Origin of the sequence: Lysobacter sp. MMG2 (assembly GCF_016735495.2) — a bacterium.
Lineage (GTDB): Bacteria > Pseudomonadota > Gammaproteobacteria > Xanthomonadales > Xanthomonadaceae > Lysobacter_J.
Genome location: NZ_JAERQY020000005.1, coordinates 50851 through 69303 on the forward strand (window position 1 = coordinate 50851; position 18453 = coordinate 69303).

The window sequence follows — 18453 nt, forward strand, 5'->3', positions numbered from 1 at the left end:
GAGACCGAAGCCATGAGCCGGATCATCTGGTTGTTCGCCTCGCTGCTCGCGTGCCCCTTCGCGGTCGTGGCGCAGACCATGGAGCCCGCGGCCGATGACACCCAAGAACTGCTGTATCCGCCACTCCAACAGGGCACGCTGTCGGCCGAAGGGGATCAAGAGCAGGCCGATGCGGAGGTCACGCGCAGCCCGTTCCCGCTCAATTCGCCGCTGGAGCCGTGGTTCGCCTACAAGCAGGGACTGCAGGAGCGATATGGGCTCACCATCGGCGGATCGTGGGGCCTGCTCTACCAGAACTACAGCAGCAGCCGCATCGACGAACACCATTCCACCGGGTCCAAGTTCACGTTCAACCTGGCGTACGACCTGTTCCGGCGAGGCACACCGGAAGCGCTGACATTCGCCATGGCGATCGAGGACCGCCGCCCCGTGTTCGGCAGCGACCTGCCACCGCTGTTCGCCGGGTTCGCAGCCGGCTCGGCAGTGCCCACCGCGGCGACGTGGGGCGAGTTCGACCTGGGGGTCACGCAGGCCTACATCCGCCAGAACCTGTTCGGGAACAAGTTCCAGTACACCATCGGCAAGGTGTTCGCGCCGAACTTCGTCAACGCCTATCCGTTCTTCGACGACAACCGCCAGTTCCTGAGCCAGCAGTTCTCGACCAGCCCCACCATACAAACGCCACTGCGCGGGTTCGGCATGGTGGCCGCTTACTACCCCACCGCCACCGGCCTGTACCTGCAGGCAGGCGTGTACACCGCGCGCAGCGACGACACCGGCAGCACCATCGACGATTTCTTCAACACCTCCGAGCGCTTCTATCACTTCGACATCGGCTTCACCGGACGGCCGCGGGCGGGCCTGCCCATCGAGGCGCGCGGTCCGACCGACAGCGACAATTTCCACATCACCAGCTGGTACCGCGACGCGCAGACCGATGGCACGCCGCGTTCCTACGGCATCGCGTTCAACGCCAACTGGATGGTCGCCGAGCAGGCGCTGGTGTTCTTCCGTGGCGGCTGGTCCGAAGACTGGGCTGCCGAGCGCAGCCTCTCGGCCGGTGTCGGCTGGCGACCCGGTGGCTCGCCGGCCAACCTCGTCGGCATCGGCGTCGGTTGGACCGAGCCGGCAGCGGAGGTGCTGCGCTCGCAGTACACGATCGAAGCGTTCTACCGGTTCCACCTGACGCGCAACTTCGCGATTACGCCCGACCTGCAGGCCATCATCGATCCTTCCACCAATCCCAACACCAGCGTGCTCTGGGTGGCCAGCCTGCGTGCGCGCGTGACCTTCTAGAACGCATCCATCGGGGAGCCTGTCATGCACCTAGCAGTGCCTTGTGTGGGCCTGGCAATGCTGGCGGCGCCGCTATCGGGTCTGGCCCAGGCGGCGGAAGCCGACCGGCTGGCCCAGCAGTTGGCCAACCCGATCTCCAGCCTGACCAGCGTGCCGCTGCAGTTCAACTACATCGACGGGCTAGGCGTGAACGATGAAGCATCGCGCACGTTCCTCAACGTGCAGCCCGTCGTCCCCGTGTCGATCGGCGAGAACTGGAATCTGATATCGCGCACCATCGTGCCAATCATCTATCAGGAGGGCGTGTTTCCGGGGGCAGGAAGCCAATTCGGCACGGGGGATGTGCTGCAGAGCCTGTTCTTTTCGCCCAAGGCGTTGACCGCATCAGGCTGGACGTGGGGCATCGGCCCCGTGCTCCTGCTGCCTACCGCCAGTGACGATCTGCTGGGAGGCGAGAAGTGGGGTGGCGGGCCCACAGCCGTCGTGCTCAAGCAGACCCCGCAAGGCTGGACGTACGGCGCGCTGGTCAATCACATCTGGTCGTTTGCCGGCGATGACGATCGTGCCGACGTCAGCTCCACCTTCCTGCAGCCCTTCGTCGCGCGCGGAGTGGGCCAGGGACGCACCGTGTCGGCTAGCCTGGAGTCCACGTTTGATTGGAAGGCTCGGCAGTGGACGATTCCTGTGAACTTCTTCTACTCGAAGGTGAGCCGGATTGGCTCGCAGATGGTGAGCTACCAGGGCGGCATCAACCTGTTCGTCGACTCGCCGGCCGGCGGTCCCGAATGGGGCGTGCGGTTCACGCTCACGTTCCTCTATCCGCGTCGCTGACGCAGCCGACACCACGCACGAGGCCCGCGTCATGCCGCTCGACAACCGCTCCGAGCAGCGCCACCTCCTCTTCTCGATCCTGGTGACCGTGGTGCTCGGCGGTGCCGGGGTGATCATCGGCCTGCTCGCGCGTTCCCGGGCGATCGTGTTCGACGGCATGTACAGCCTGGTCGACGTGGTCATCACGAGCGTCTCGCTGGTAATCGCGCGACTGATCGCCACCGAGGGAACACGCCGGTTCCAGTACGGGTTCTGGCACCTGGAGCCCTTGATCGAAGCTTTCGGTGGCGCCGCACTTGGTTTGTCGTGCCTCTACGCGACGCTGACGGCGATCGCCGACTTGCGGGCCGGCGGGTCGCGGGAAGTGCAGTACGGCGCGGGCATGATCTGGGCGGCGCTGACCGCGGCCCTGGGGTTTGCAATGGCATGGTTGATGCACCGCGCGTCCAGACGAACCGCGTCCGGGTTGCTCGCGATGGATGCGCGCGGGTGGCTGGTCTCCGGCGGCCTGAGCGTTGGTCTGCTGGTCGGATTCAGTGCGGCGCGCATCATGGCCGACGGCCCCCTCGCGGCATGGGTTCGCTACTGCGACGGTCTGGTGCTGCTGGTGGTGTCGCTGGCGCTGCTGCCGGTACCGTTTCGCTCCCTCTGGCACGCGGCGGCCGAGGTCGGCCAGATGGCGCCCGCGGCGTTAGACGCACGCGTAGCCGAAGTGCTCGCACAAGCGCTACAGCATTACGGATTCACCGACTTCACCAGCTATGTCACCCAATCTGGGCGGGCGCGATTCGTGGATATCCAGCTTCTGGCGCCGCCCGGTTACGAAGACGGCGCCGTTGACCGATTGGACGCGCTTCGGAACCACATCGCCGCGGCCATTAGCGATGACGATGCGCACCTATGGCTGACCGTCAGTGTTACGTGCGAAAGGCGTTGGATGTGACCCTCGCGCCTTTCGAGCGCACCACATCTGGGGGCGCCAAGCTCTCGTAACGGTTTGGATGAGGCGCAAGTGCTGCCCAATTGTGACGGTGCAGCGGATCCCGTTGCGGCAAGTCTGCCGCAACGAAGTCTGCAGTGGAGTCGTCCGCGCGCACCGATGGAATGACCGCTTCGGGTCGAAAGTGAAAATTCGCACCCCCAGCCGCGGCCGGCCGCGATCAATGTCCACTATCGCCCAGAAGCAGACGTTGGGCGTCAACCAAATTTAGCCCAGGAACGCTCCGGCCCGCTCGACCACCCAGAACATCGCGACACTACCGATCGCGTACGGCATCGCGACCTCGGCGGAACGCGGCAGCGCCCACCGGCGAAGTCGCGCGAACCTGAGCAACAACAGCACGGCGGTGACGAACATTAACTGCCCGATCTCCACGCCGACGTTGAACATCAGCAGCGCCACCGGTATCGCGTTCTGTGGTAGGCCCACTTCCGCCAGCGCACCGGCAAACCCCAGTCCGTGCAGCAACCCGAAGCCGAAGGCCACTAACCACGGCGCGCGAGCGGTCAAGCCGGGATTGCCGCGCAGCCCGTGCACGACTTCGGCCGCGACGAAGGCGATGCTCAGCGCGATGGTCGCCTCCAGCGGCGGGCCGGGCACGTGCACCCACCCCAGCGTGGCCGCGACCAGCGTGATGCTGTGCGCGACGGTGAACGCGGTGACCGTGGCAACGATGCGCAGGCCGCCCCGCACAATCAGCAGCAGCGCCAGCACGAACAGCAGGTGGTCGAAGCCGCCAAGAATGTGCTCAACGCCAAGCACGAGGTAGGTCTTCGCCACCGCGAGCGCGCCGGCCGGCGCTTCGACGACGAACGCGGGCGCGTCCGGCATCAGGCGTTCGACCTGGCTGCTGCCGTCCAGCCGTTCGACGCGCGCGAGCACGTCGGTGATGCTGCCCGACACGCCTTCGATGCGGATCGTTTGCCCGACCAATCCACCGGCGCGGTGGATCCGGCGTCGCTCGATCACCGCGCCGGGCACGGCATAGGTCTGCGCCGCACCCGCCTCCTCCGTGTCGGGCGGAAAAACTATGCGCGACGGCGCGCGCAGGGATTCGCCGAGTGCTGGAACTTTCCACAGCACGTCGTACGAGTTGTTGCCGGTTTCACGCAATTCCAGGTACGCCGGCCGGAAGACGTCCGCCATCAACGGCCATGCCAGCAACAGCAGTGCGAGCAGCGCCCAGCGCAAGCCGCGAAGCGGTATGCGCTTCATGGCGCGGTCGACGCGAGCGCGGCGGCGGACTGGGGCGATGGAGCCTCGACCTTCACTACATAACGGGCACGCAGGCGCTGATACAGGTCTTTCTGCGCTTGACGCGCGCGACTGGCAAGCACATCGCGCTGCACCTGATCATGCACGTCGGCAAGCGTGGGCATCGAGCCCGGCTCGCGCGTCGTTACGCGGACGAAGTGGAGGCCGTACGGCGATCGCACCGGTCCCGACCACGCGCCGAGCGGGCTGCTGTCGATCACCTTGGCGAAGCCTGTGCCGAACACGTTTTCTACATCACTTGCCGTGACCGTATCGAGGACGGCGGGGAGCATGGTGCCGTCGCCGACGCGTCGCCAATCGGTGCCGGGCTTGGCGAGGGCGCCCCTGACGTCAGCAACAGCACGCGCGGCATCACCGACGTGACGCGACGGATCCACGTACGCCTGCTGTAACGTGTACACCGTCGGCCGCCGGTACTGCATGGCATGCGTATCCAGCCATGCTTGCAGCTCGCGCTCGGTCGGCGGTTGCGGCGTCTTCTGCACCAGGAACGCGACCTTCTGTCCGACGCGTCGGCGCACCACGGCATCGTCGCGCTCCAGCCCCAGCGCCAGGCCTTCGCGGTACAGGACTTCCTCGCGGACAAACTGCTCGATCAGGCCCTCGCGCTCGTCTCGCGTGGGCGTTCGCTGCCACACCAGGCGGAACTGCTCGTCGAGCGAGGCGATGCGGTCGGCGCTGACGACGATCGCTTCGCCCTCCCCCGACGCACGGGGATTCACCCACGCGTACAGCGCGAACATTGCCGCGCCCGCGACGGCGAAATGCAAAAGCGGCTCGCGCAGCAGTCGATGCAAGGCCGGATTCATGGCGTGTACCAAATCGGCGACGTCCATGCGCGTTCCTGGATTGTCGCTTCCACGTCCTTTCGGGGCGCGATGCCTAGCTTGGCCGCATCGAAGGTGCTCCAGCGCGGCGTGGGGATCTCGAGCACGCGAACGTAGTAGAACGCCGGCTGCGTCGCGTCGAAGTCCGGGTCGCTCCACACCGCCGAGAGCTCGGCCGCGCCGATGTCGTTGCTGTAGGTCGCCGTCTTGATGTCGACCGTGTTGCCCACCGGCGGCGCCTTGCCCGTGGACGGGTCGACCTTGCGGTCGCCAGACAGCGCGACGTCGTAGATGCGGTCCTGCGCCTTGCCGTCCTTCACCCAACCCTTGATGATCTGGATGCGATCGAGGTTGGCGCCATCGGGATCCTTCGTCGCCGCCACCGCGAATGTCGGCGCCTGGCCGGACGGCGACTTGGGCAGGTTTCCGCCCATCGGCACACCGCCACTGTAGGCGGCCTTGATCCAGTCGGGCTGGCGCACGAGGTCGGCTGCGTAACCGTAACCGCCGAAGAAGCGCGGCCGCACGCGCACGCCGCTGGTGCCGAAGGTCTCGTTGCGCTTGATCGCCGCGAAGATCGACTCGCGCGTGTTCTGCTCGGCCCAGACTCCGGTGAGGCCACCGCTACCCACTGCGTACGAGTACGGCTCTTTGGGCTTGACGATGCGCGCCTCAGGCGAATCGTCGGCGTCGCCGTGCACGCCCTTGAAGTTGTTCTCCTCGGGTTGCGAACCGCCGGCGTGCGAATCGCTGCCTGCGACGATGCCGAACTTGAACGGGTTGGCGCCGATCTTACGCTGATACAGCAGACCGTTCTTGAAGGCCTCGCGTAGGTAACTGTGCTTCGGATCGAACTTCGCCTGCTTGGACAGATCGTCGAAGGTTCCCAGTTGGAAGGTGGAAGCTTCGAAACCGGCGAACTCATCGTTCGGCGCCACCAACGGGTGCGTCTCCGACGCCCCTTTGACCTGGATAATCTCGTGCGCGACCTCGTTGAGCGTGCGACGTTTGGCGTAGGCTGCATCGAGCGGCTTGCCGTAGGAGTCGGACTCCGCAAACATCAGCCCCCCTGAGATATTGCCGTTGTGCGAGATGGCCACCACGTCGCTGCCATCCTTGCGCGCCGTCTCAAGGTAGGTCCACAAGTCTTCCGGCTTCTGCGAATCCAGCGCCGAGAATGGCATGGCCGGCACCTTCTCGCTGCCGAAGATCACGTTGCGGTGCAGGTTGTTGTTGTCCGGCATTGACGTCCATTCGAAGGCGACGAATGTGGTGAACGTCCCGGGCTGGTAATGCTTCCTGGCTTCGTCAGAGTACTGCGTCCACACCGATTGGATGAGCTTGGGCTGGACCAACTCCGGCCGCGGCTTGTTGGTGGCGATGTCGCTGACGACGGACAGGTACGCCTTCATCCGCGTGTCGTAGTCGTCGCTGCGGAAGGCCTTGCCCAGCTCCGTGTCGTACAGCGGTCCGCCCTCGCGTCGCAACTCCTGCACCGCACCGGCGTACTCGGCGTGATCGGTCACCGCAAGGAAGTCGAGCGGCCGCTTAAGCTGGATGGTCTGGTTGCCAAAGCGCGCGATCGCTTCTCCCTTCGCGTAGCGATAGGCATCGTCGGGCGTGCTGTCCGTCATCAAAGCTGCATCGGCCGAGTAGCCGGTGTGCAGGTGCAGATCGCCGAAGTAGGCATTGCGCTCGGGATTGGTAGACGCAGCAGGGTTCGCCACGTCCGTCGCGGCCGTTTCGGTCGATGGTGCAGGCGGTGGATCTGGCGCCTTGGAGCAAGAAGTGGCGGCCAGTGCGGCCACCGAGATAGAAGCGACTGCCGCGATACGCCAGCTGTGCATGACCGTGCCCTCGTGTTGGAGCGCCCTGGCTCAGTCCCACGCTCGAAGCGCCAACTATCGAGACACCCGTTTCGTCAAGCCAGCGTGAAGGCCTCGGGCCGGCTCATTGAAGGCGTACCCTGAGCGTGATGTCCGCTATGGGTCGAAAGCGGACATCAGCACCTGTCCCGCCTCCCCCTGCCCTGATGTCCGCTGTCGGCCAGGAGCGGACGTTCGCTCCCGCTACTGAAGCTATCCCCTGATGCGGTACGAGAACACGCCTTTGCCAATGGCGACGTAAGATGGGTCGGCACCAACTTGCGGCACGAAGTCCGAGGCCCGAGGCACAAACAGACCCCTCTCTTCAACGAAGAACGTTGAGGTGACGACATAGAGCCCTTCCTTTGCGATGTAGACGCGCTTGGGGTCAAGGCTCGAAATATCCGTAGGCCAGCGATCGGCAGGAAGGTCTCCGGCTTTGGAGGTTGTAAGCGCAATCCGTCCAGCTTGAGCAAGGGCCTGCAACGCCTCCGCGTCGGGCACAGTCCCGCAGCCGATAAGGCTCGCAATCAAGACAAGCAGGATGAGCGCGTGCTTCATGCCAGCGAACCTCTCCAATGTCTGCTTCGGGTCGAAAGCGGACATTAGCAGCCGTCGGCACCGCCGTCCCGTCCTAACGTCCGCTACCCGGAGCGGACACCTGCTCGAACGAACGGTCAGCTCCGAACGAACTGGACATGCTCCTTTCCTCGGTTGTCCAGCACATAGGACCGAACATAGATCCGATGATCCTCGGCGACGTAAACCTCAGTACGCATCTCCGAGATAGCACCAACGTCGACATTGTGCTGGCGCATATGCGTAGGAAGCGATTTACGGTAGTGCTTGAGAGACTCCCGTATGCGAGGCGTAAGTACAAACAGCTCGTCCGTTCGCTCGGGAATCCAGGAGACCGTGATCTTTTCTCCCCTCCGACCTCGTGCCAGCTGATACATGTCCTCAAACACATAGTCCCCGTCAACATAGTTCATGCCACTCATGAAGGAGTGGGTCCAGTTGTGTGCCATGGACTTGATCAGCTTGTACTTCACGGGGAAGTGCTCGGTCCGAATGCGGGATGGCCGAGCGGACGGCTACCAAATGTCCGCTATGGGTCGAAAGCGGACATTAGCATCGCTCCGGCGCCCAGACTCGTCCAATGACCGCTATCGGCCATGAGCGGACACAGGCTGGTACGTCAGGCTTCTTCCCGAAACTCGCGAATGCGGCGCCAAGCATGGCGGCACCAGCGAGGTCCCGCCAAGACGCAGTAGACCATCCACGTCAGCCCACCCAGCAGACCTGCGGCTCCAAATCCGAGCGCCATTCCATGGGCAGCCCCTTTAGCTCCCGCCAGCGAAGCGATGGCGGCCATTGCCCACGACACGAAGCTGATGGCGAGAAGAATGACGGAAGCCACGCGAAGGCGTGCGAGGAGGATCGTTTCGTATGATCGCAGCCACATCGCAAGACTCCTTCCTCGTATGTCCGTTAGGGCTCGAGAACGGACATTAGCACCGCTCTCCCTCGCCCTGAACCGCGGTGCGGACCGCCTTCTCCTGCCGCGCGAAAAACTACGACCCGGACAGCAGCGCGGCATCCTGCCTGGCCGCGTCGACCAGCCATTCCGCAACCGCGCGAAAGCGCGCGATCTGCCCGGCGTCCTTGTGGCTGAGCAGCCAGAGCTCCCGGTGCGACTCGGTGCGCTCCTGTAGACGAACCAGGCCGAGGCGATCGCCCACGACGCAAGGAAGCAACGCGACGCCTATTCCGGCTTCGCAGCCACGCGCGATCATCGCGATGGTGGTTAGGCGAATCACGCGTTCCGGACGGATCTTCTCCAGCCACTTCATCTCCGCCAGCCATGCGAACTCGCGTGGAAATGCAAGCCACGGCAGCGTCTTCCATTCCTTCCGCTCGACCCCGCGGAACGCTTCGCTTCCATAGACGGCGAAACCGAGCGTGCCGATCTTGCGCATGCGCAACGCCGCGTCGGCCGTGGGTCGGTTCAGGCGGATGGCCAGGTCGGCCTCGCGGCGCGCGAACGACACTTCGCGGAAGTCGCCGAGCAGGCTCAGTTCCAGACGCGGATGCTTCGCCAGCAACGAAGGCGCGTGGTCGACGAGCCAATGGCTGAGTACCACGTCGATGCCCGTGATGTTGACCGGCCCGGAGACGTCCTGCTGCTCCGCACGTGCTTCCAAGACCATCGTCTCGACCCGATCGACGATCAGGTGCGCGTGCTCCAGGAAGACACGCCCGGCTTCGGTCGGCCGATAGCCGGAAGGGTCGCGGATGAACAACCGGATGCCCAGCGCCTCCTCGGCTGCGGCCAGTCGGCGGCTCACGGTGGAGGTCACCAGTTCGAGATCGCGCGCGGTCCGCGCCATGCTTCCGGACTCGGCGAGTTTTCGCAGTAACGGTATGTCGTTCCAGTCGAAATCCATGGGCGCACTCTCGCAAGGTCCTTGCCGGCCTGCGTTGCAAAATTGCAATCCGATCTTGCGAGTTTAGGCATTCCCGCAACGGGCTGGGAAGCGTAGAAATTGCGCCACGGACGCGGCGAGTCCACACCCGGCCGAGCCGCCCGCTCCCTCCCCTACGGAATCGACATCATGAAAACCGCGTTCCTCGGCAGCCTCCTGATGGCCGCCACCCTCGCCTCCCCGGCCCTGGCGCAGGACACCGCCGCCACCGCCGAAACCCGCTACGTCCAGGTCAATGGCGATCGCATCGCCTACCGCCGCATCGGCACGGGCTCGCCCATCGTGCTGGCCAACCGCATGCGCGGGACGCTCGATACGTGGGACCCGCGGTTCCTGGACACGCTCGCCCGCCACCATACGGTGATCACGTTCGACTACCCCGGTGTCGGCTACTCGCGCGGCACGCTGCCCGACGACATGGGCAAGGTCGCCGCGTTCGTCGGCGACTTCACCTCCGTCATCAAGGTGGACCGCTTCGCGATGCTCGGCTGGTCGTGGGGTGGCTTCACGACGCAGACGCTGCTGCTCGACGAGCCCGAGCGCGTGACGCACGCGATCCTCGTGGGCACCAACCCGCCAGGTCCGGGCCAGCTGCCGATCCAGGACGTATTCATCGAACGCGCGCTCAAGCCGGTCAATGACCTGGCCGACGAGGAAGTGCTCTTCTTCGATCCGTCCTCCGACTTCAGCCGCCGCATGGCAAAGCAATCGCGTGACCGCATCTACGCGCGCCCGGACGTCATCTCGAAGATCCCGCACACGATGGACATGATCCAGACCTACCTCAAGGCGGCCGAAGCCTTCGGCCAGGATTCGACGGAACGCCGCGCGAAGCTGGCGCAGACGCGCACGCCGATCTTCGTCATCAGCGGCGACCGCGACACCAGCACCGCCGGGCAGAACTGGTTCCCGCTGATCGGGCAGATGCGCAATGCGCAGTTCGTGTTCTATCCCGAATCCGGCCACGGCCCGCAGCACCAGTACCCGGAACTGTCGGCGCAGTACATCAGCGACTTCATCGCCCGCACGTCCAAGTGACCGCGCATTCACCAGGAGGATCCGTCATGCGTTACCGCATCTTCGGCAACACCGGCCTTCGCGTCTCCACGCTTGCGCTGGGCACCGGCAACTTCGGCAAGGGCTGGGGTTACGGCGCCGAGCAGGACGAGGCCCAGCGCATCTACACGACGTACCGCGAGGCCGGCGGCAATTTCATCGACACCGCCGATCAGTACCAGTTCGGCCAGTCGGAGACGATGCTCGGCGAGTTCATTGCGCGCGACCGCGACGACATCGTGCTCGCCACCAAGTTCTCGCTGGGCGATGCGCCCGATGCGGGCCTGCAGCGCAGCGGCAACAGCCGCAAGGCGATGCTGCGTTCGGTCGAAGCCAGCCTCAAGCGTCTGAACACCGATCGCGTCGACCTGCTCTGGGTCCACATGCCCGACGGCGTCACGCCGATCGACGAGATCGCGCGCGCACTCGACGACCTCGTGCGCAGCGGCAAGATTCTCTATGCGGGGCTGTCCGACTTTCCGGCGTGGCGCGTCGCGACCGCTGCGACCCTGGCGGAAGTTCGAGGTTGGTCACCGGTGGCCGCGGTGCAACTGGAGTACAGCCTGGTCGAACGCTCCGCCGAGCGCGAGCTGTTGCCGATGGCCGCCGGCTTCAACCTCGGCACGGTGGCCTGGTCGCCGCTGGGCGGTGGCCTGCTGACGGGCAAATACCGTCGCGGCGAAACGGGTCGCGCGCAAGGCCTCGGTGTGGTCATCCACGGCGAGAGCGACGCGCGAAAGACGGCGACCGTCGATGCCGTGCTGGCCATCGCCGACGAGATCGGCGTGTCGCCCGGCCAGGTGGCGATCGCCTGGGTGCTGGCGAAGGGCGTGCTGCCGATCATCGGACCGCGCACGCACGAACAGCTCAATGACAACCTGTCATCGATCAATGTGACGTTGACCGACGATCAGGTCCAGCGCCTGGACGCGGCGAGCGCCATCACGCTCGGATTCCCGCACGACGTCGTCGCGGAGACTGCTCCGGCGCTGGCGGGCGGCAAGCTGGAACTGATCGACTGGCCGCGTCGCGCCATACGCTAGTGTTGGACCGGCCGCGCAGGTCTACCGGATCTGCGCGGTTCCGCCATCGACATTGCGGACATGCGTGGCGTCGCTGGGACGCGCGCCTAGCCGATGCTGCCGGCAAAGCGCTCGGCAAGATTCCGCGCCTTGAACGATTCGACGACGTGATCGACGAAGACGCGCGTCTTGGCCGGCATCAACGTACGACTTGCGTAGTACAGCGAGATCGGGCCGGCATCGGCGTACCACTTGGGGACCAGGCGGACGAGTTCGCCCCGCTCCATGAAAGGCAACGCGTCCGGGACGGCGATGAGTGCCACACCGAGGCCGAGCACCGCGGCGCGCGTCATCGCGGCCGGATCATTCAGCACCAAGTGATGGCGAAGCTGCGCATGCTGCGTGTGGCCGGCGGCGTCGCGCAATGTCCATTCACGGACGCGGCCGGTACGCGCCGAACGCATCACGATGCCGTCCATCTCGGACAGATCCTGAGGCGTGGTCGGCTTGCGGCGCCCTTCCACGTATGCCGGCGAGGCCACCGCGATGATGTGCGCCGGTGCGAGCGTGCGCGAGACGACGCCCGGCGACAGTTCGAAGCCGCCGCCGATGGCCGCGTCGAAACCTTCTGCGACCAGATCGACCTGGCGATTGTCGAACTGCCAGTCGATGCGCACGTGCGGATAGCGCTGCATGAACTCCGGCAGCAGCGGCAGCAGGTACTCCATTCCAAACGCCAGCGCCACACTGACCTTCAGCACGCCGGCCGGATCGCCATCGTCCTTGGCCACGCCGGAGATCGCGGACTGCAGTCCATCCAGATGGTCGCGAATCCCGAGCAGGAACCGCTCGCCGGATTCGGTCAGCGTGAGCTTGCGCGTGCTTCGATGGAACAGTCGCGTGCCGAGGTTCTTCTCCAGAAGCGCCACGTTGCGGCTGATCGCAGCCGGCGTCAGCCCGAGTTGCCGCGCCGCCGCAGAGAAGCCGCCGAGTTCCGCGCTGCGGACGAAGGATTCCAGGTTGGCCAGGGTTTCCACGGTCGCCCCGCTTCAAGTAGTGCTTGAAACTGATTCTAGGCATTACCGGCTACCGGGTGGGAAGTGGCGGGCGCATCGTTCGCTCCACGCACTCCCCTCCTCCCGGATTACCGCCATGAATACCCAAACCACCCCGTCCGCCCTCCCCCTCTCCGGCAAGGTCGCGCTCGTCACCGGCGGCTCGCGCTCCATCGGCGCGGCCGTCGCCAAGCGCCTGGCCGCCGATGGCGCCAAGGTCGCCTTCACGTACTTCGGTTCGCCGCAGCAGGCCGAAGAAACGGCGCGCGCGATCCAGGCGCTCGGCGGTACGGCGCTGCCGGTGCTCGCCGATGCGGGCAACCCGGATGCCGTCCGTGCGGCCGTCGCGCAGGTCGTGGAGACCTTCGGCGCGCTCGACATCCTGGTCAACAACGCCGGCATTGCCCTCGGCGGCGGCCCGGTCGACCAGATCGGCTTCGACGATTACCAGCGCATGGTGGCGGTCAACGTCACGGGCGTATTCGTCGCAACGCAGGAAGCCGTGCGCCACATGCGCGAGGGCGGCCGCATCGTCCACATCGGCAGTTCGATGACGCGTTACGCCTCCTTCGCCGGCGCCTCGCTGTACACGCTGACGAAGGGCGCGGTGGCCGGTTTCAACCGCAGCCTGGCGCGCGACCTCGGCCCGCGCGGCATCACGGTGAACACCGTGCACCCGGGGCCGACCGATACCGACATGAACCCGGCCGACGGCGAAGTCGCCAAGCTCGTGAGCCCCGGCATGGCGATCGGCCGTTACGGCCAGCCGGCCGAAGTGGCGAATGTCGTCGCGTTCCTCGCCAGCCCGGGCGCGTCGCTGGTCACCGGCGCCGATGTGCTCGCCGATGGCGGCTTCACGTCCTGATCGCCCGGATGACACGCTCATGAAAAGCATCGGCATCATCGGCGCGGGCCAGATCGGCGCGGCATTCGCACGCGCCCTCACCCGCCAGAACATCCCCGCCATCATCGCCAACAGCCGCGGTCCCGATTCGCTGGCGCCGCTGGTCAAGGCCCTGGGGCCTTCGATCCGCGCGGCAACGCGTGAAGAGGCCGCCGCACAGGACATCGTGCTGGTCGCGGTGAAGTGGTCGCAGTTGCCAGAGGCATTGGCGAACCTGCCTGACTGGAACGGTCGCATCGTCATCGATGCGAACAACCCGATCGAGGCACCCCTGTTCCGTCCGGTCGATCTGGCCGGTCGCGCATCGAGCGAGGTGTTCGCCGATCGGGTTCCCGGCGCGCGCGTGGTGAAGGCCTTCAATCACCTGCAGCCGCAGATCGTGTCAGGCGATCCCAAAGTGGGCGCCGGCCGACGCGTGCTGTTCTACTCCGGCGACGACGCGAGTGCGAAGTCGGAGGTCGGCGGCCTCATCGAGCAGCTCGGCTTCTTCGGCATCGACCTGGGCTCGTTGGCGATCGGCGGTCGCCTCGTGCAATTCCCCGGTGGCCCATTGCCGGCGTTGAACCTCGTCAAGTTCGACTGACGCAATCCCGCACTGCCGTAGCGACCGGATGATTCCGGTCGCTGTCGGCGTCGCGCAATCCCACGCAAAAGTGAAGCGCTAGACGGCATCCAGCATCCGCCGCGCTTGCTGCAGCGGGCGCGCTTGGAGTCCTTCGGTGAATCGTGAGTAGACCTCTTGCAGCACGGCTTTGGCTTCGGTGGCCCTGCGCTGCGACATCTCCAGCCGGGCCAGGGCCAGTGCGATGCCGATCTCCCAGCCAAGCGCCTGCGACTGCCTGGCGATCCGCATCGCCTCCGCGAAGTGTTCCCGCACGCTGGCTGCGCTGAACCGTGGCAGGTCCATCATGATCTCGCCTTTCGCGCGCAGCAGGTCCGGCAGGCCGTAGCCGCCCGCGCTGGTGTCGGCCAGGACAATCGCTTCTTCCACGAAGACCAGCGCCTCGTCCGGCTTGCCGTTCATGCGGAGCACCTCCGCCATCGCCTGCAGCCCGAGCAGTCGTGCAGCGATGATCCGCACGCCTGGCAGGCAACGGCGCAACTGCGCCTCGGCCTGCGCGAAGTGCTCCCTGTGCTGCAGCAGCAGGCCGTTCAACATCTCGATGGTGCACGGTCGCGAACCCATCCGGTACTCCGGTGACAGGTCGCCCAACTCTTCCAGCAGGGCCTCGGCCATCTGCTCGCGGTTGTTCCACAGCAATATGGGGAAGAACAGCGTGGCACACGGGAACAACGAATCGGGGTAGCCGCGCGATTCTTAGATGGTGTTGATGGACAGCTGCAACGCCTGCTCCGGCAGTCCCATGGACAGCTTCGTGCGCGCCATGCCGAGGCTCGCGTTGAGCCTGGCTTTGATGTCGAAGTACTGCAGCCTCCTCAGGCTGGCATGGGCGAGCATCCGGCGTGCGGTCGCGAACTGCGCTTCGGCCGTGGAATGCTCGCCGATGAAGTGATGCGATGCGCCGATCATCCAGCTGGCGATGACGGCTTCCGATGCCTTGCCCGTGCTCGATGCCAGACCCGCATACTGTTGCGCGACGCGCATCGATTCCTGGAATCTGCCCAGACCCAGCATCGTCAGATGCAGTCCCGCGTACAGGTGAAACGTCGCCCGGTGATCGGCCAGCGACTGGCTGATCTCCAGGCCGCGCTGCAGGACGAACACCATGTCGTCCCCATACAGGCCCATCGAGGCGTACGCGATCGCCATCGCCTCGCGCAGCACCAGCTCGGTGTGGGTGGATTGCAGTTCCACGGGCATGCGGGCCAAGGCGCGCACGCAGCAGCGCATGCATTCGTCGAACGATCGATGCTGCAGGAACGAAGGCGCCGCCAGCGCACTCAACTCCACTGCCAGCACGGCGTCGTGCGCGTTGGAGAACGCCCAGTCCAGTGCGACGCGCACGTTGCCAAGTTCGTCCTCGCGCACGTCCGGCGGCGCGCCCGGGTCGGGCGTCGATGCCGCGTCGCGGCTTCTGAGATAGTCGGCGTAGTACAGGGCGTGCCGATGCGCAGTGTCGTGGCCGTCGAGGGCCGCCAGCTTCTCGGCGGCGTACGCGCGGGTCGTTTCGAGCAACCTCAACCGCATCCGGCCATCCATCGAACGCGCACAGATCAGCGACTTGTCCGCCAGGTCGGCGATGGCGGTCGCGGCCTGCACGGTGTCGAGCCGGTCGTCGCTGATCACATCGACAGCCGATTCGAGCGCGAAGCCGCCGGAGAACACGGAAAGTCGGCACAGCGCCAGGCGATGTCCCTCTGGAAGCAGGTCGTAGGTCCAGTCGAGCAGCGCCTCCACGGTCCGATGCCGGGGCGTGGCGTCCCGTCGTCCCTGCCAATGCAGGCCCGCCTGTGTCGCCAGCAATTCGGAGACGCCTTGTACGCCGTACGTCCCGACCCGGCTGGCCACCAGCTCGATTGCCAGCGGATTGCCATCCAGCCGCCGGCAGATGGCCGCGAGCATCGACGCACTCTCGTCGCTCAGGACGTCGAGCGCGCCGCATTCCTCCGCCCGGTTGACGAACAACTGCACGGAGGGCCACGCCACGGCCTGTTCGGCCGTGAGCTTTCCGGTGTTCGGAGGCGAGGCAAGGGAAGGCAGCAGGTAGACGAGTTCTTCCAGCACGCGCAGCGCTTCCCGGCTGGTGCACAGGATCGACACCTGGCGCGTCGTGTCGAGGATCTGCCTGCACAGCAGGGCCGCGTCGGCGATCACGTGTTCACAATTGTCGAGCACCACCAGCGTGGAATGCGCGTCCAGGAATTCCGCCAGCCCCGTCGGCTTCACGCTGCCGGATGGACGATAACCGGCCGCGGACGACAGTGCGTCGAGCACCTGATCGCCGCGCGTCACCAGGCTCAGATCGGCGAAGTGGACCGGATTGCCCACGCGGCTGAGTGAACGCGCCGCCTGGACGGCCACCGTGGTCTTGCCCATTCCGGCTGCGCCGACGATGGTCACCAGGCGGCGCTGCGAGAGCAGCGCGGTCAGTTCTGCGACGCTCTCTTCCCGACCGATGATCCGTTCCCACGCTACGGCGGCATTGGCCAGGGGGCGGCCCTCGCCCGATTCCACTCGCGCAGTGGCGCTCGGCGCGAGTCGTCGCGAGGGAACCGGTTGCGGTACCCGCTCACGCCTCACCCGGGCAGCGAAGCAGTAGCCACGGCCAGCCACGCTCACGATGAATCGAACGCCGTCTTCTCCGCATCCCAGCGCCTTGCGAAGATGCGCGACCTGCACGCGGACGTTGGATTCCTCCACGACCAAGCCCGGCCACGCGCATGCCATCAGTTCCCTTCGAGTGAGGACTTTGCCCTCGCCTTCCACGAGCGCCGCCAGGATGTCGAAGGCACGACTGCCTATGGACACCTCGTGTCCTTCCTTTCGCAACGTGCGTGCCATCACGTCGAGACTGAAGGAATCGAAGCGGAAGACCTCGTTCATGCGCAGTCTCCAGGCGCCGTCGTATATCGCCCGAGTCAATGGCTTGGCGATGTGACCTCGCGACCATCATTAGCGCATGCATGCAATGCATGGAAAGTACGGGGGTGCTCAAGCGGCGCCAGGTAGTAAGCCGCGGTAAATCATTGCATTACGACTTGAATCTAATGCGAAACATCAGCGCGCAGGCGATGGCGACTACGCCGCGCTGCGCCCGCGAGGTCTACGCGCTGATGAGCTGTGCCTCACGAAACTTCGCGTGAGCCATCCGCCGTCGTTCTTCTCACTCCGGAAAGTTCGCGACGCGGCAAGCAAGCAACGCGGCGACGCCCTTCATGAGTGCTCGGCATTCACCAGAATTCACCAGCGTTAATCCATCGGTTCGACGATCCGGTGATAGCGTTTGTGACATCCGGCGGCAGGCGATTGCGCACTGACATCGCACTCGCGCCATCCCGAGCCGCCCCGCGCCGGAAGCGGTTGCGCTGATGCGCAGGTGGGGCCATCGCACTACGTCGATCCACCGCGACGCAGCCCCGCTCCACTCACTGGAGAACAGCCATGCACGTCCTTCCCCTTGGCGCGCTCGCCATCACCGCGCTGGCGATGCTCGCTTCACCCCATGACGCCACGGCCGAGATCAGGAACATCGTCATCGTGCATGGCGCGTTCGCGGACAGTTCCGGCTGGCGCGCAGCCACCGAGATCCTGGAGAAGGACGGATACAAGGTTTCCCTCGTCCAGAACCCCATCACGTCCCTCCAGGACGATGTCGATGCGACCCATCGCGTGCTCGACATGCAGGACGGTCCCAGCATCCTGGTGGGCCACAGTTACGGTGGCGTCGTGATCACCGAAGCGGGAAACCACCCGAACGTGGCTGCGCTTGTTTACGTGGCGGCGTACCAGCCAGCCAAAGGCGAGAGCCTGATCACGCTGGTCACGCAGACGCCGGGGCCGAGCCGGGAAATTCGTTCCACGAAGGACGACAAGTTCCTCTACCTGGATCCCGCCGCCTTCGGACGGGACTTTGCTGCGGATGTACCTGCAGCGGATTCGGCATTCATGGCCAAGTCCCAGGTGCTGGCGTCGAAAGCGGCCTTCTCCACGCCGGTGGGCGATCCGGCATGGCAGAACCGCAAGAGCTGGGCCATCGTGGCCACGAACGACCGCACGATCAGTCCTGATCTTGAGCGACGCTTGGCCAAACGCGCCGGCAGTACCGTCGTCGAGATCCCGGCCAGCCATGCCGTCTTCCTGTCGCAGCCGGCGAAGGTCGCGCAGGTGATCGCGACGGCGGCACGCGAATCCGGTCGCTGACACGGTCGGCCGGG

The 18453-nt window shown here is 65.5% G+C and carries 17 protein-coding genes; 8 read left to right on the forward strand and 9 right to left on the reverse strand.

What is annotated here, in order from left to right; translation table 11 throughout:
* Positions 1-12 precede the first annotated feature (12 nt).
* Genes JI752_RS16680 through JI752_RS16690 form a run of 3 tightly spaced genes read left to right on the forward strand, consistent with a single transcriptional unit; the run spans position 13 to position 3070 of the window.
* Positions 13-1296 carry a carbohydrate porin gene (locus JI752_RS16680; protein ID WP_216966231.1) on the forward strand — a complete coding sequence of 428 codons (1284 nt, stop codon included), beginning with the start codon at positions 13-15 and terminating at the stop codon, positions 1294-1296.
* A gap of 24 nt (positions 1297-1320) precedes the next feature.
* The gene (locus JI752_RS16685; RefSeq protein ID WP_254201070.1) at positions 1321-2127 is read left to right on the forward strand and encodes a transporter; all 807 of its coding nucleotides are present in this window, start codon (positions 1321-1323) and stop codon (positions 2125-2127) included.
* 31 nt (positions 2128-2158) lie between these two features.
* A complete protein-coding gene (locus tag JI752_RS16690) occupies positions 2159-3070 on the forward strand; it encodes a cation transporter (RefSeq protein ID WP_216966233.1) in 912 nt (303 codons plus the stop codon).
* Between the two features lie 264 nt (positions 3071-3334).
* Here the strand turns inward: JI752_RS16690 and JI752_RS16695 are convergent, their stop codons facing one another.
* The 6 genes from JI752_RS16695 to JI752_RS16720 form a co-directional block, all read right to left on the reverse strand.
* Positions 3335-4342: a HupE/UreJ family protein gene (locus JI752_RS16695; protein ID WP_216966235.1), complete on the reverse strand. Its 1008-nt coding sequence runs from the start codon at positions 4340-4342 to the stop codon at positions 3335-3337.
* Complete coding sequence (locus JI752_RS16700; protein ID WP_216966237.1) at positions 4339-5238, reverse strand: peptidylprolyl isomerase; 900 nt, start codon at positions 5236-5238, stop codon at positions 4339-4341. Before JI752_RS16700 ends, JI752_RS16695 begins: the two co-directional genes overlap by 4 nt.
* Positions 5208-6956: a DUF3604 domain-containing protein gene (locus JI752_RS16705; protein ID WP_216966239.1), complete on the reverse strand. Its 1749-nt coding sequence runs from the start codon at positions 6954-6956 to the stop codon at positions 5208-5210. Before JI752_RS16705 ends, JI752_RS16700 begins: the two co-directional genes overlap by 31 nt.
* Positions 6957-7307: 351 nt before the next feature.
* Positions 7308-7655 (reverse strand): hypothetical protein, encoded by a 348-nt coding sequence (locus JI752_RS16710; protein WP_216966241.1) that lies wholly within the window; start codon positions 7653-7655, stop codon positions 7308-7310.
* Between the two features lie 116 nt (positions 7656-7771).
* The gene (locus JI752_RS16715; RefSeq protein WP_216966243.1) at positions 7772-8146 is read right to left on the reverse strand and encodes a hypothetical protein; all 375 of its coding nucleotides are present in this window, start codon (positions 8144-8146) and stop codon (positions 7772-7774) included.
* Between the two features lie 522 nt (positions 8147-8668).
* Complete coding sequence (locus tag JI752_RS16720) at positions 8669-9541, reverse strand: LysR family transcriptional regulator (protein ID WP_216966244.1); 873 nt, start codon at positions 9539-9541, stop codon at positions 8669-8671.
* A 168-nt stretch (positions 9542-9709) separates the two neighbouring features.
* On the opposite strand from JI752_RS16720, the gene JI752_RS16725 reads away from it, so the two are divergent.
* Entirely contained in the window at positions 9710-10618 is a 909-nt protein-coding gene (locus JI752_RS16725; RefSeq protein ID WP_216966246.1) for an alpha/beta hydrolase, read from the forward strand.
* Positions 10619-10644: 26 nt separating this feature from the next.
* Positions 10645-11679 carry an aldo/keto reductase gene (locus JI752_RS16730; protein ID WP_216966249.1) on the forward strand — a complete coding sequence of 345 codons (1035 nt, stop codon included), beginning with the start codon at positions 10645-10647 and terminating at the stop codon, positions 11677-11679.
* Positions 11680-11765: 86 nt separating this feature from the next.
* Here JI752_RS16730 and JI752_RS16735 read toward each other — a convergent pair whose 3' ends face one another.
* Positions 11766-12695: a LysR family transcriptional regulator gene (locus JI752_RS16735; protein ID WP_216966251.1), complete on the reverse strand. Its 930-nt coding sequence runs from the start codon at positions 12693-12695 to the stop codon at positions 11766-11768.
* A 115-nt stretch (positions 12696-12810) separates the two neighbouring features.
* Between JI752_RS16735 and JI752_RS16740 the strand changes: the two genes are divergently transcribed.
* Both JI752_RS16740 and JI752_RS16745 read left to right on the forward strand, forming a co-directional pair.
* The gene (locus tag JI752_RS16740) at positions 12811-13578 is read left to right on the forward strand and encodes a 3-oxoacyl-ACP reductase family protein (RefSeq protein WP_216966253.1); all 768 of its coding nucleotides are present in this window, start codon (positions 12811-12813) and stop codon (positions 13576-13578) included.
* A 19-nt stretch (positions 13579-13597) separates the two neighbouring features.
* On the forward strand, positions 13598-14200 hold the full coding sequence (locus tag JI752_RS16745) for an NAD(P)-binding domain-containing protein (protein ID WP_216966255.1): 603 nt from the start codon (positions 13598-13600) through the stop codon (positions 14198-14200).
* A gap of 78 nt (positions 14201-14278) precedes the next feature.
* On the opposite strand, the gene JI752_RS16750 is transcribed toward JI752_RS16745, so the two are convergent.
* Positions 14279-14854, reverse strand: a complete 576-nt coding sequence (locus JI752_RS16750; RefSeq protein ID WP_216966258.1) for a hypothetical protein — start codon at positions 14852-14854, stop codon at positions 14279-14281.
* Between the two features lie 81 nt (positions 14855-14935).
* The gene (locus JI752_RS16755) at positions 14936-17122 is read right to left on the reverse strand and encodes a winged helix-turn-helix domain-containing protein (RefSeq protein ID WP_216966260.1); all 2187 of its coding nucleotides are present in this window, start codon (positions 17120-17122) and stop codon (positions 14936-14938) included.
* 558 nt (positions 17123-17680) lie between these two features.
* Here JI752_RS16755 and JI752_RS16760 point away from each other — a divergent pair.
* Complete coding sequence (locus tag JI752_RS16760; RefSeq protein ID WP_216966262.1) at positions 17681-18439, forward strand: alpha/beta hydrolase; 759 nt, start codon at positions 17681-17683, stop codon at positions 18437-18439.
* The last annotated feature ends 14 nt before the right edge of the window (positions 18440-18453 follow it).

What these genes read in the sequence shown, in the direction of transcription:
- JI752_RS16725 (WP_216966246.1), top strand. Translation starts at nt 9,710, where the DNA reads ATGAAAACCGCGTTCCTCGGCAGCCTCCTGATGGCCGCCACCCTCGCC.
- JI752_RS16700 (WP_216966237.1), bottom strand. Translation starts at nt 5,238, where the DNA reads ATGGACGTCGCCGATTTGGTACACGCCATGAATCCGGCCTTGCATCGA.
- JI752_RS16710 (WP_216966241.1), bottom strand. Translation starts at nt 7,655, where the DNA reads ATGAAGCACGCGCTCATCCTGCTTGTCTTGATTGCGAGCCTTATCGGC.
- JI752_RS16690 (WP_216966233.1), top strand. Translation starts at nt 2,159, where the DNA reads ATGCCGCTCGACAACCGCTCCGAGCAGCGCCACCTCCTCTTCTCGATC.
- JI752_RS16755 (WP_216966260.1), bottom strand. Translation starts at nt 17,122, where the DNA reads ATGAACGAGGTCTTCCGCTTCGATTCCTTCAGTCTCGACGTGATGGCA.
- JI752_RS16730 (WP_216966249.1), top strand. Translation starts at nt 10,645, where the DNA reads ATGCGTTACCGCATCTTCGGCAACACCGGCCTTCGCGTCTCCACGCTT.
- JI752_RS16740 (WP_216966253.1), top strand. Translation starts at nt 12,811, where the DNA reads ATGAATACCCAAACCACCCCGTCCGCCCTCCCCCTCTCCGGCAAGGTC.
- JI752_RS16720 (WP_216966244.1), bottom strand. Translation starts at nt 9,541, where the DNA reads ATGGATTTCGACTGGAACGACATACCGTTACTGCGAAAACTCGCCGAG.
- JI752_RS16745 (WP_216966255.1), top strand. Translation starts at nt 13,598, where the DNA reads ATGAAAAGCATCGGCATCATCGGCGCGGGCCAGATCGGCGCGGCATTC.
- JI752_RS16680 (WP_216966231.1), top strand. Translation starts at nt 13, where the DNA reads ATGAGCCGGATCATCTGGTTGTTCGCCTCGCTGCTCGCGTGCCCCTTC.
- JI752_RS16685 (WP_254201070.1), top strand. Translation starts at nt 1,321, where the DNA reads ATGCACCTAGCAGTGCCTTGTGTGGGCCTGGCAATGCTGGCGGCGCCG.
- JI752_RS16750 (WP_216966258.1), bottom strand. Translation starts at nt 14,854, where the DNA reads ATGGCCGAGGCCCTGCTGGAAGAGTTGGGCGACCTGTCACCGGAGTAC.
- JI752_RS16695 (WP_216966235.1), bottom strand. Translation starts at nt 4,342, where the DNA reads ATGAAGCGCATACCGCTTCGCGGCTTGCGCTGGGCGCTGCTCGCACTG.
- JI752_RS16760 (WP_216966262.1), top strand. Translation starts at nt 17,681, where the DNA reads ATGCACGTCCTTCCCCTTGGCGCGCTCGCCATCACCGCGCTGGCGATG.